Genomic DNA, 13,256 nt, shown 5'->3' with positions numbered 1-13,256 from the left:
ACGTTTTTTTAGCCGGACAGGGGGCTTCGCCGAACGAGGCTTCTTCAGCGGAACAAGTTTTACCATCTCCTGATTATAAAGGATTTAGAGGATCCGGAGTGCAAAAATTGTATTTTTGCAAGTGCGAAAAAGCATTTTCGCACTTGCGAAAAAGCATTTTCGCACTCCGGAGCCGCCACAGCCGCCGGCTGACCAACGGATTTAGGGGATCCGGAGTGCAAAAATTGTATTTTTGCAAGTGCGAAAAAGCATTTTTCGCACTTGCGAAAAAGCATTTTTTGCACTTGCGAAAAAGCATTTTCGCACTCCGGAGCCGCCACAGCCGCCGGCTGACCAACGGATTTAGGGGATCCGGAGTGCAAAAATTGTATTTTTGCAAGTGCGAAAAAGCATTTTCGCACTTGCGAAAAAGCATTTTCGCACTCCGGAGCCGCCACAGCCGCCGGCTGACCAACGGATTTAGGGGATCCGGAGTGCAAAAATTGTATTTTTGCAAGTGCGAAAAAGCATTTTCGCACTTGCGAAAAAGCATTTTCGCACTCCGGAGCCGCCACAGCCGCCGGCTGACCAACGGATTTAGGGGATCCGGAGTGCAAAAATTGTATTTTTGCAAGTGCGAAAAAGCATTTTTTGCACTTGCGAAAAAGCATTTTCGCACTCCGGAGCCGCCACAGCCGCCGGCTGACCAACGGATTTAGGGGATCCGGAGTGCAAAAATTGTATTTTTGCACTTGCGAAAAAGCATTTTCGCACTCCGGAGCCGCCACAGCCGCCGGCTGACCAACGGATTTAGGGGATCCGGAGTGCAAAAATTGTATTTTTGCAAGTGCGAAAAAGCATTTTCGCACTTGCGAAAAAGCATTTTCGCACTCCGGAGCCGCCACAGCCGCCGGCTGACCAACGGATTTAGGGGATCCGGAGTGCAAAAATTGTATTTTTGCAAGTGCGAAAAAGCATTTTTTGCACTTGCGAAAAAGCATTTTCGCACTTGCGAAAAAGCATTTTCGCACTTGCGAAAAAGCATTTTCGCACTCCGGATCCACCACAGCCGCTGGCTGACCCTTTCCTAACTCCGTTATAATCAGGCAAATTTCATCTGATAGAGCATTTCTTGTTTTCTGATTGTAACGGATTTTGGGGAGGCCCGGGGTTTTTTCCGCGGTATCGGGCAATATGACAGCGGACAGGAGGATGAGACGGATGTCCCGGCCCGGAATATCCGGTAAATCCTTAAATCCGATGTCATATTCTCGGGCCTCCCCCGAATCCGTTATAATCAGCTTGTTTTTAATTCATTTTTTTCCGCAAGTCATCCAGAATATGGTTAACATCTTCAAAACTCAGCATAACAAAGAAATACCCCTGAATGTCAGTTTCTTTAATACACATCACATTTTTCACAATAATTACCATATCTGATTTTCCTAAGTCTTTCAACATATTTTGGAAATATTTTCCGGAGGTCTCCACTGTCACTTCTGGGAATTCAAAAGAGATTTTGCTTTTCAGCACATTTGCTATTTCAGCCATACACGATCCTATGACCATGTTCCCGATCTCGTTGAGGGTGGCGATTTCAACCTCGGTCAGATCAGATATTTTATCGGTTTGTCCGCAGAGGCTGTTCAGCAGCGAAACAGAGCAGTCTTTTGGGTAAAAAAGAATCGCTTTTCCCTTCGCGTAACCTGTAAATATCTGAGACATATAAACCCCCGAAGCGTCCAATTCATCAGAGATATATTTATGAATATCAGCAAGCTGCATCACACGGACATCCGGCACTTTGATAAGGATATGTGTATTAACTAATTTTGAGAGAGAATTCGCTGCCTCACCCATTCCGATATTTAAAATTTCTGTAATTATATCAATAATTTTATCGTCATACATCTTAGATACTCCTTGTTTGAAACTTGAAACTTGTAGCAACAGATTTGCGGATCCGGGCCAGACCCCGCAGGTGCGGCATATTTGTAGCTTTCAAGTTTTCAGTTTCAAATTACGCTCAATAGCAGCGAAGATATTATCATAATTAAATGGTTTGATAATATGACTGTCCATGCCCGCCTCAGCACATTTGTTCAGATCATTTTTTTCGCCATCTGCGGTTATGGCGACTATGGGAATATGGCTTCCTGTGTTTTTCTCTTTATCCCTTATAATACGGGTGGCTTCCAGGCCGTCTGTGTCCGGCATATGAATATCCATGAAGATCAGATCAAACTGTTCTCGGACAAAGGCATCCGCGGCAGCCTTTCCATCTCCCACCGCCACCACTTCATGTCCTCCTTTGTTAAGAAGAACGGAGATCAGCATCTGATTAAACTGGTTATCTTCGGCCACCAATATTCTGAATTTTTTCTCTGTCCCGGACATGGTAGTTTTCTGCTTCTGAGGGATTTCATTTTTTTTCTGAGTCAGGGCATGGCGTTGATGGTCCCTCCGAACAGCCAGCATCGTTTTCAGAAGTGCTGTGGGCAAAACCGGTTTGGGCAGACAGACCGCACCAGGCAGGTTCTGATGTGAGAGATGCTTATAATTATCCTCCGACGAAGTGAGAAATATCACAGGCATATTTTCTGTTTTGTTGGTCATCCGGAGCTGTTCAGCCAGTTCATGCCCGTTTGTGCCGGGCATATCAGCATCCAGAAGAACCATATCAGGATATCCGCCCTCGGCCCTGATCCTTTTGAGTTTTTTCAGAGCGGTCTGTCCGTTTTTCGCACCAATGGGTATGATATTCCATCTGGAAACCATTTCAGCGAGAATTTCACGGCTGCTATCGTTGTCATCCGCAATCAGAAGAATGAGGCCGTCAAGTTCGGCATATTTAGGACGCGGTTCAGGTTTATGTTTTTGCTTCGCTCTGATGGTGAAATGGAAGACACTGCCTCGGCCCGGGGTGCTTTCCACCCATATCTGCCCCCCCATCATCTCGACCAGCTGCTTGGAAATGGCGGTGCCCAAGCCTATCCCGCCGTAACGCCTTGTACTGGAACCGTCACCCTGGGTGAACCGATCAAAAATAAACGCAATTTGTTCGGGAAAAATCCCTATGCCCGTATCTGTCACTGAAAAATGAAGCATCATATCTGTCAGATTTTCAGTTTCTTTCTCTGCTTTTAATATGACCTCTCCGGTTTTGGTGAACTTAATGGCATTTCCCATGAGATTAAGGAGTATCTGGCGCAGACGTTCGGGATATCCGCTGATGAACAAAGGAACATCAAATTTGAAATGACAAGCCAGTTCCAACCCTTTCCGGTGAGCGTCAGAAGCCATCTCCCTTATCACTGATGCCAAAAAGCCTTCCAGTTCAAACGCTGTCTCTTCCATCTTGAGTTTGCCCGCTTCAATTGTGGATAAGTCCAGAATATCGTTGAGCAGCTCCATAAGCGAATCTGCAGAACCACGAACCGTCTCTAATAAATCCCGCTGATCAGAAGTCAGTTCACCGCCCAGAACGATGTCCGTCATACCGAGAATGATATTCATGGGCGTGCGGATTTCATGGCCCATGTTTGCGAGAAATTCGCTCTTGGCTTTATTTGCAATTTCAGCGGCCTTACGGGACTCCGTCAGTTGTTCGATCATGAGCCACATCTTTTTTTGCGACTCCCTGAGTTCTGTTTCTGCCTGGCGTTTTTTTTCTCTCTCCCGAAGTGTTTTTATTCCAAAGGAAATATCCGATGCCACCTCTTCGAGCAATACAAGTTCTTCCTCCTGAAAGACATTTTTTTCTTTGGAATGAATATTTAACGTCCCAATAAAATCATCCCCGATTTTTATAGGAAGAGAACAAAATGAATTATAGCCTGTCCTAGTTGCGAACTCCGAATACAGGGGCGCGGAAAACATATCTTCTTCAATCCGTTCAACCATAGGTCTTCCTTTGATTTTGAATGAGTTTCCGACCATCTCCAACGCATCTTTAAGATCGTGTTCTGTGATTTCAGACTCGGAAATTTCATGTTCAGCCCATGCAAACGTTGCCACCCGGATATGGTCAGACTCATCAAGCAATCCCACCCATGAAAGCATATAACCAATATGTCCGACCAATGTCCTGCAGACGCCCCTCAGCAATTCATCTTCTGACTCCGCTCTGGTAATGAGCTGATCTATGTTCCTGATTCCGTCGAGAAGACATGTCAGCCTGAACACTTCTTTTTCATGGATGACCTGCTCTGTCAAATCCATGATAATAATAAGAACACCGAGAATGTTTCCCTCATCATCGGGAAGCGGATATATTCTGACATTCTGGATCATCCGGATATCCTCAGTCCCTTTGACAATATTGAGCGGTATGAGATGATTATGAATGAGTGGCGATAAAAGAAAAGGGATTTGCCTTTCCATACACTCGGTGATATATTTATTTTTGTTTCTTTCCTGAATCTCAGGGTATTTCTCAAAGATGTTTTGCCCGATGATATGACGTTCTCTGATGCCGCTGTGCTTTTCCATCCACTCATTCCAAAGCGTGATACGGTAGTCCCTGTCAAGAATGATAGTTCCGAAGGAGAGCCCTTTTGTCAGAATTTCAGCAAAGGCCGAGGGATTTATAGTATTCAGCATATTTTTCCTTAAATGCCCGTGAATAAGCAGAGCATTTATATCTTTAAACAGGTTTGGAAATGAAAGCCTGTTTGTTCTGCAAACAAACCAACTTCGCGTCAGGGGTTGAAATCTCGCCTGCAACTCTTTGTCGGATTCTTTTTGTTATCGAAGTTCATGACGAAGCAGTGTTTATTTTTTTCCAAAGTCCTTGGATGAGCAGATTAAAATCCTCAAAACTCAGCAGAATAAAAAGATATCCCTGAATATCTTTTTCTTTGATACGCATCTCACTTTTGATAACAATTGCCTTATCTAATTCTTTCAAGTCATTCAGAAGGTTTTGAAAATAATTCTCAGATATCTCAACTGTGACTTCGGGAAGATCAAACCATATTCTGGCATCTATCTGATTACTTATTTCGGACATGCATGTTACCATGATATTGTTGCCGATTTCATTGAGTGTGGCGATTCCGCTTTCCGTCAGCGATGATGTTTTCATGGTTTGGCCGCAGATGGCGTTCAACAGAGAAACAGCGCATTCCTTTGTGTAAAAAAGGATTGTCTTTCCCTTGATCATCTCTTTGAAATTCTGGGAAATATAGACGCTGAGGGATGTCATCTCTTTTCGTATATAATCATGAACATCCGCCGCATTCATAATGCAAATATCCGGTGTCTTGATAATCACCCGGGTGTTTACGAGTCTTGAAAGCGCATCCGCGGCTTCACCGATTCCGATATTTATGACTTCTCTTACAATATCGAGGTTATCATCGTACATAAAAAAACTCCTTATGATTGAAATAAATTTAAGGAATGGTGACCCAGTAATTTTTCCATTTCCGCCCGGGCGTATTTACAATTTAAAGGATCGAATCGCCTAAGCGTGAATACGCCCTTTCCGCTCCTCCGGATTAAGAAATCCCGATGGCCGGTGCGGATCTGCCAATCTGAAACCGAGCCGGTGCGGAAAAATTATTCTGTCGCTATACCGCCGCCTGTCCGGGATGAGTCTCACGAATCATCAAGGATATTCTTTATCATCTCAAGTAATTTTTCAGGATCAACCGGCTTTGCGACAAATCCCAATGCTCCGGTTTCTTTTGCTTCCTCCTGGCGAAATTTTTGCTTGTCCGTGGAACAGATAATTGCTTTGGCATCGGGATCCTCTTCCAGGATGCTTTTGAGTACATCCATGCCGTCCATATCCGGCATGAGAAGGTCTAATGTGACAAGATCAGGTTTCTCCGTTTTAAAGACTTCCAGCGCTTCGGCCCCGTTACCAGCCTCTGTCACCTCGTATCCGACAGATGCTATAATCTGTTTTTGTATGGATCGGGCAAAAGCCGCATCATCTACAATCAGTACTTTTTTCATAATATACCTCCGTATTTGAAAATTGAAACTCGGAAATGTTATGTTTTCAAAGGGTTAATTCTGATTATAACGGATTTAGGGGAGAGCCGACCAAGCCCTGTAAGGGCGGCATATTTGTAGCAGCAGGTTTGCTGTCCCCCTGCCAAGCCCCGCGGGGGCGGCATATTTATAGCAAATATGTCGCCCCCCCCACGCTGCCGGACGGGGTTTGCAACCCCGTCCGAAACGTTTGCGGGCGGCGATCCGGAAAATATTCCGGACGGGGTTGCAAACCCCGTCCGGCAAAATCTTGTAAACCCCGTCCGGCAAAATCTTGTAAAACCCGTCCGGCAAAATCTTGTAAAACCCGTCCGGCAAAATCTTCACGCTGCCGGACGGGGTTTGCAACCCCGTCCGAAACGTTTCGCTGCCGGACGGGGTTTGCAACCCCGTCCGAAACGTTTGCGGGCGGCGATCCGGAAAATATTCCGGACGGGGTTGCAAACCCCGTCCGGCAAAATCTTGTAAACCCCGTCCGGCAAAATCTTGTAAACCCCGTCCGGCAAAATCTTGTAAACCCCGTCCGGCAAAATCTTGTAAACCCCGTCCGGCAAAATCTTGTAAACCCCGTCCGGCAAAATCTTGCAAACCCCGTCCGGCAAAATCAATGTGTTCTTAGCTTTTTCAGGCCATCCCTCAAAAGTATGCCAAAGCGCATCTGAAAGTTTTTCAGCCAGTTTATAAACATCCAGTTCGTAAACTTCTTTCATCTCAGACCTCCGCTTCAAGTTTTAAGCCCCAAGTTTCAAGTTTCAAGTTTCAAGTTTCAAGTTTCAAGTTTCCAGTTTCCAGTTTCAAGTTTCAAGTTTCCAGTTTCAAGTTTCCAGTTTCCAGTTTCAAGTTTCCAGTTTCAAGTTTCAAGTTTCAAGTTTCAAGTTTCAAGTTTCCAGTTTCAAGTTTCAAGTTTCAAGTTTCAAGTTTCCAGTTTCCAGTTTCCAGTTTCCAGTTTCCAGTTTCAAGTTTCCAGTTTCAAGTTTCCAGTTTCCAGTTTCCAGTTTCCAGTTTCAAGTTTCCAGTTTCAGACCCATCGGGTCAATAACGAGTACAACGCTTCCGTTTCCTGAGAGTGCTGCACCTGAAAATTCTTTTATTCCTGCAAGATATTTTTCAAGGGGTTTGATCAGCATACTTTCCCGTTTCAAAATCTTATCAACAACGATGCCGATGTTCTGGTTTTGAACGGAGATCACAATAACAGATATCTCCTCATCCGAACCTTTTTGTCTGAGACTTTCTTTATCTGAAATTTCTAATAGTTCTCCGAGGCATCTGATACCGAGAACAGTTCCGCTGAAAAGAATAAATTCGCCTTTTTTGAGGCCATGAATATCTTTTTTTTTTACTTTTACAGTTTTCAGTATTGAGGAAAAGGGAAACGCATATTGTCTTCCGGCAACTTCTGTTAAAAGAACATCTGTTACGGCCATTGAAACGGGGATTCTGACTTTCACCCGGGTGCCAATGTCCTTACTTCCGGAAAGGGTAATATTTCCTCCGATCATTTTAATGTTATTTTTTACAACATCAAGGCCCACACCTCTTCCGGAAGTTTTCGTGGCCTCAGGCTGAGTGGTGAAGCCGGGTAGGAAAATCAGATTCAGGATTTCTTCCTCTCTCATAGATACGAGGGTGTCTTCGGTGAAAATTTTTCTTTTCAACGCCTCCTGCCTGATCTTATCAATATCAAGTCCTTTTCCGTCATCCATCACCTCAATAACCGCATGATTTCCTTCCTGACGAGAACTGACCGTGACGACGCCTGACTCCGGCTTTCCTTTTCTGACCCTTTCATTTGGCGGTTCTATACCATGATCCACGGAATTTCGGATGAGATGAATCAGGGGATCAATAAGCTGTTCGATGGTTTTCCGGTCTATCTCTGTTTCTCCGCCCGACAGGGACAGTTCAATTTGTTTTCCGCTTCTGTATGAAATATCTCTTACAATCCTGGGGAGCCGTTCAAAAACAGTATTGATTTTGACAAGCCGCAGGCTCATGACATCGGCTTGAAGATTATTGGTGATCCGGCTCATATCGCCTGCCACTTTTTTTAGTTCTCCGCTTCGTTTCGTATGCTGTTCCCGGAAAAAATCTAGTTCTGTCAGAAAATTCAATGTGTTTTTTGTGATAACAAGCTCTGAAATATGATTTATGAACTGATCTATTTTATTAATATCAACCTTTATTTCTTGTTCGAGTACGCTGTAAAAAATATCTGAATACGACACCTCAGCTTTTTTTCCAGGAGATTCTTTCCCGAACAATGTTTTTATCCGATGTATTCGAGTCTGAATTTCGGAAATATCTGTTTCCTCATAGTCTTCGTTCACCACCCGCCGATTCATATCTCTCAGAAGGTCAAGGCCATTAAATAAAACGGCTAATACATCATCGCCAATGTGAATTCTGCCGCTTCGGAACTCATCCATGAGGTCCTCAAGCTCATGGGAAAGAATATTGATATCTTTTATCCCCAGATAGTCACTGTTTCCTTTAATACTGTGAATATCACGAAATGCGGAATGAATCGCCTCCTGGTTGCGAGGTTCCTTTTCGATCACCATCAGCAACTGCTCAAGACTGTTTAAATGTTCCGTTGTCTCAGAGCGAAACTGACGTTTCATCTCCGGCGTTATTTTGATAACATAAGTCATATAACAATTTGATTTAATATCTAATTTAGTGTTTTTCTCTCTCGGAACATGAATAACAGATAAATGACAAATCAAAAATCGCAAATTTTAACACCTCAGCAGTTCCTCGCACAACGCACGGACTTCCTGATCTTTTATTTTTTTCATGACTCTCTTTATGTGTTCAATAATACGATCATTTTTGCAAATATCTTTGAACTGGCGATTTGCCTGCTCAATGGCATGTATAATATCCTCGGCATATATCTCGATATGAGTTATTGAGTCAAGAATCTTGCATATCATATCCGCATCGCCGCTTTTAGCAGAAAGATTTATTAGCTGAGGCAGATAAAGGGGATCAATGCTATTAAAATTGTCGTCAGGAGCAAGAAATGAAAAAATTTTCATAATATCTGTTTTGCTTCCGACCATGTAAAAAAATTCGAGAATGGCGATCCGCAGCATTGGCTCGGTTTTTTTCTGAAAAAGTTTGATCATTTTATCCGCACTTTCGTTGTCCTCAAGGTGTCCGAGATATTCCACCGCAGTGATCTGAACATTCACAAACGAATCATCTATGGCTTGGCGGATTGCTTCAATTGCTCTGGGAACACTGGTCGCAAAAAGCGCATCAAGAATAAGCTTTCTCACTTCCCCGTCCGCATGATCCATATATGAAATAAGAAAAGCAAGTGCTTCATTTCCTTCCGATCCAAAAATGCCAATGGCTGCATTTCTTAAATAAGCATCCGGGGAATGGAACAATTTGAACAACATATCATAAATTTCCGAACACGGCAAGTTTTTCAGAGCGAAAACAATGGCGTCTCTGACTGCGTGTGATTCTTCAAGCAACAGCCTGTTAAGCAGATATACTGTCATGTCAGGACGTTTTGTTTCCGCAATATCCTGAGCTGCATAAATCCTTTCTACTTCTTCAAAGCTGTTTAATGCTTTTAAAAGTTCGTTCATGTTACCTCCATCTTTTCAGTTTCCAGTTGTTTTATCTTTTTCTTGCTGAAAACTCGATGTTCAAGTTTTTTTTTTGTCATTCCTGCGAAAGCAGGAATCCGCTGCTTCCGGAAGCGTGGCCTCTGCCCAGAATGGATTCCTGCTTTCGCAGGAATGACAGGTTTTTTAGTCGAACCGGGTCAAAAAACTTGAACATCGAGTGAAAACGAATTCTCACTTTGGCCGGAGTGGATTGAAATCTGATATAAGTGACAGTTGAAATTTGACAACGGATTACTGTACTGCCTTTATTATTTCCTCTGCAATATCCCAACTGGGAGCGATAATATCGGCTCCCCCCAGACGAATCGCTTCGCCCGGCATTCCGAAAACAATGGCGCTTTCTTCGCTTTCAGCAATGGTTATTCCGCCGCCTTGTCTGATTTTCACCATGGTTTCGGCCCCGTCTCTTCCCATACCTGTCATTAAAACTCCGATAGTATCTGATTTGAAGATTTTTAAAACAGAATCCATCATAATATCTACTGAAGGTATGAAAGTATGTTCTGGTTTTCTGGGGGTTCGGATCAGAACGGACCCGTTTGCTCTCTGAAACAAAATCAGATGAGTCCCCCCTTTCGCGAGATAAATCGTTCCGGGTTCGACAACGGTTCCGGGTTCGGCCTCCACACAGCGCATGAGGCACTGAGAATCAATTCTCTTTGCAAAAGAGGAGATAAACGGACTGGGCATGTGCTGTACCAGAAAAATAGCAGCAGGTAAATCCTCAGGAAGAAAAGGAAGAACGTCAAACAGCGTTTTAGGGCCTCCTGTGGAAATACCAAGGGCCACGGCTTTGAAACCTGGTCTGTTGTCAGTTATCGGGCTGAACTTCCGGGCTTTTGGGTGTCCTGGTCGGAGAAATGAAGGTGGTTTCTCCAGAGAAGAATACTTGCGGGTCAGTTTTCTGAGTACTCCGGGCCGGGCCGCAGCCTTGATTTTTTTAATAATCTCAGGGGCCACCGGCCCCATTTGTACTGTGACAGTCCCTCCTGGTTTTGGCACATAATCAAAAGCGCCAAGAATCATGGATTCAAAGGTGGCGATAGCCCCCTCCTGGGTCAGAGAGGAGACCATAACTACCGGTGCAATCTCTTCGTTGATGATGATTTGCAAGGCTGTGATGCCGTCCATTCCTGGCATATTCACATCCATTGTGACGACGTCAGGATTCAGTTCCCGGGCTTTGTTTACAGAGTCTTCTCCGTCTCTGGCAGTACCGACCACCTCAAGACGAGGGTCTGATTCAACGATTTTTTTCAAAGATCGCCGCATCAGAGCAGAATCATCACATATCAGCACTTTTATTTTTTTCATAACAGAACTTTTTAGGTTAGAGATCAGTTATTAATAGATAGTTATCACTGGATACCCAGCAGGCGTTTTCCCCAAAAAAAAGTGAGAAAATTCTTGTTCCAGGCTCGGTCCGGGATATTATACTAAGAGGCTCCGTTTCGTGAGTATGTCATCCTTCAGGCAATGTTTCCCATAATGCTATACGAGGCAGAGTCTCGGGGATGCATTCCCAGGCAGAGCCTGGGAACGAGCGAAATTATTCCGCTATTTCCAATTTTTTCTTTGCAGGCTTTTCTAATTTTATTTTTTCAGTCTCGTCCAGCTTTGCTTCTTCTGCCTGAGTCTTCTCCGGAGGCGCTTCGTTCTTTGAAAAGCTTTCTGTCATATGGTTTTGTCCGGAAACTGACTCTTTTACTATCTCACTCAGGTTCATCAGCTCTTTTTCATCCAGTATTTTTTCCATGTTTAACAAAACCACCATGCGTTTGCCGTGATCAATTTTACAGACCCCTTCCATATATTTGTTGACGCCTCCGGCAATAACGATTTTAGGCGTTTTTTCAATATCCCGTTTGGAAAAACGCAGCACTTCGTTGACCTGATCCACCCGCAAACCGGTTTTGTTGCCGCCGATGTCAACAATAATGATCCGTGTGCGGTCTTCCACGTCCCGGTCTTCCAGGGCAAAAAGCTTGCGGATGTTGATGACCGGAATGACGTTCCCGCGCAGGTTTGTCATCCCGTCAACAAAATAGGGGGCCCGGGGCACCGTCGTGATTTCCGTTATCCGGTTGATCTCCTGCACCTGCATAATACGAATGCCATACTCTTCGGTATTGATGGTGAAAGTGACCAGTTGCTCTTCGTCCATGGTCTGCTGGGCCAGAGATTTTTTTTCTGAATCTTTTGCATCTCCTTTTTCCACAGCCTCTTCCTTTCGTATTTGCTCGGAAAGCGCACGGGATGTTTCGCGGGAAACCAAAGCAGATTCATCCATAATCATAATCAGACGCTCTCCCTTGTTCAATTTTGCCACGGCTTTGACTTCTTTTCGGCCCGAGGATGCCACCACAGGGGTCTCATCAATCACGGATATGGGAATTCGGAGTACTTCGTCCACCCAGTCCACCAGATAGCCGATGGTCATTGAATCCGACTCCACCATCAGAGCACGCTGATCTTCCAGAATATGTCCTTCCAGCGCGCTTTTGAGTTCAGCCATGATATCAGTGACAATTTTTAACTGGGGAGATATCCTTTCACTGAAAAAAGCCATTGCTTCCGGTTTGGATGTTTTTCTCAGTTCAAGAACCTCCGCTCCTGAATTATACAACTCCCACCGGTTTTTTTTCAATCGTTTGATAATGGCTTCGATCTCAATACTGGACGTCTTATAGGTTTCCAGCCATATGCCGAAGACAGTCTCTTTCGGGTTCATGTTCCCTGTAAAATGTGCCCCGGCTTCCACAACATGTTTCAGGTTTTCCGCCCATTCCCCATGTCTTTTGACTGCTCTGTCAATGGCATCATGGCGTTCGGAGATCAGGCTCGGAAGTCCCAGGAGTTCCCGCAAATCAATAATGGGAAGCAAATGGTTCCGAATGGTGAACAGGCCCCTGACATAACTTGGAACATTAGGCACGGCGGTAATTTCCGTGATGTTAATAATCTCGCTGACTTTGTCAATATCAAATGCGTATTCATCTTGTGCAACCTTGAAGGAAACCAGTTGCTCTTCCGCGGCAGTATCACCCTCGATAACGGGTGACATATCTGCCTGATGATCCGAGGTTTCTCTTCCCTCTGCATCCGCTTCCATGTCCGAAGCCAGGACTTCATCAAGATTAAGCTTCAATATCAGACGTTCGCCGCTGTCCGCCTTTACCACACCGCTCAGGAACTGTCGGTCAATGCCGCGGCAGACAGGGGGCGGAGGCTCCTCCTGCATATTCAGCATACGCATGACCTCACGCACGCTGTCCACCACCAGACTGGTCTGCACACCGCCTGTCTCCACCACCAGCAGCCGGGTATGATCCGTAGATTCCTGGGGATCGAGAGCAAAGCGGGTCCGGGTGTCAATAACCGGCAGCACATTCCCGCGCAGGTTGCAGATACCAGCCACATAATCAGGACTCCGGGGAACCGGTGTGATATCAGGCAGACGGACAATCTCTTTGACGTTCTCGATTTCCACGCCAAATTCTTCCTCCACCAGCCTGAACACGACCAGTTGCCTTTCATCGGACAACTGAGAACTGAGAACTGAAGACTGAGTATTCTCACTTCTCTTTTTCCCATTTCTCACTTCATTATCTGTTTCTGGCATTT

At 44.7% G+C, this 13,256-nt stretch carries 9 protein-coding genes; all 9 read right to left on the bottom strand.

All coding sequences use genetic code 11. From position 1 onward, the window contains the following. Positions 1–1,287 precede the first annotated feature (1,287 nt). Complete coding sequence (locus dnm_RS12535; RefSeq protein ID WP_207682986.1) at positions 1,288–1,890, bottom strand: chemotaxis protein CheC; 603 nt, start codon at positions 1,888–1,890, stop codon at positions 1,288–1,290. A gap of 90 nt (positions 1,891–1,980) precedes the next feature. Continuing rightward, the gene (locus dnm_RS12530) at positions 1,981–4,581 is read right to left on the bottom strand and encodes a response regulator (RefSeq protein ID WP_207682985.1); all 2,601 of its coding nucleotides are present in this window, start codon (positions 4,579–4,581) and stop codon (positions 1,981–1,983) included. Between the two features lie 154 nt (positions 4,582–4,735). Continuing rightward, positions 4,736–5,347 (bottom strand): chemotaxis protein CheC, encoded by a 612-nt coding sequence (locus tag dnm_RS12525; protein WP_207682984.1) that lies wholly within the window; start codon positions 5,345–5,347, stop codon positions 4,736–4,738. Positions 5,348–5,580: 233 nt separating this feature from the next. Beyond that, positions 5,581–5,943: a response regulator gene (locus dnm_RS12520; RefSeq protein ID WP_207682983.1), complete on the bottom strand. Its 363-nt coding sequence runs from the start codon at positions 5,941–5,943 to the stop codon at positions 5,581–5,583. A gap of 362 nt (positions 5,944–6,305) precedes the next feature. After that, positions 6,306–6,692: a hypothetical protein gene (locus dnm_RS12515; RefSeq protein ID WP_207682982.1), complete on the bottom strand. Its 387-nt coding sequence runs from the start codon at positions 6,690–6,692 to the stop codon at positions 6,306–6,308. Positions 6,693–6,986: 294 nt separating this feature from the next. After that, positions 6,987–8,636 carry a chemotaxis protein CheA gene (locus dnm_RS12510; protein ID WP_207682981.1) on the bottom strand — a complete coding sequence of 550 codons (1,650 nt, stop codon included), beginning with the start codon at positions 8,634–8,636 and terminating at the stop codon, positions 6,987–6,989. Positions 8,637–8,723: 87 nt separating this feature from the next. After that, positions 8,724–9,590, bottom strand: coding sequence for a HEAT repeat domain-containing protein (locus dnm_RS12505; RefSeq protein WP_207682980.1), 867 nt, complete (start codon positions 9,588–9,590; stop codon positions 8,724–8,726). 273 nt (positions 9,591–9,863) lie between these two features. Beyond that, on the bottom strand, positions 9,864–10,946 hold the full coding sequence (locus tag dnm_RS12500; protein WP_207682979.1) for a protein-glutamate methylesterase/protein-glutamine glutaminase: 1,083 nt from the start codon (positions 10,944–10,946) through the stop codon (positions 9,864–9,866). 235 nt (positions 10,947–11,181) lie between these two features. Then, positions 11,182–13,254, bottom strand: coding sequence for a chemotaxis protein CheW (locus dnm_RS12495; RefSeq protein ID WP_207682978.1), 2,073 nt, complete (start codon positions 13,252–13,254; stop codon positions 11,182–11,184). Positions 13,255–13,256 lie beyond the last annotated feature (2 nt).

Origin of the sequence: Desulfonema magnum (genome assembly GCF_017377395.1) — a bacterium.
Classification (GTDB): domain Bacteria; phylum Desulfobacterota; class Desulfobacteria; order Desulfobacterales; family 4be13; genus Desulfonema_C; species Desulfonema_C magnum.
This window is presented reverse-complemented; position numbering and strand designations above follow the sequence as displayed.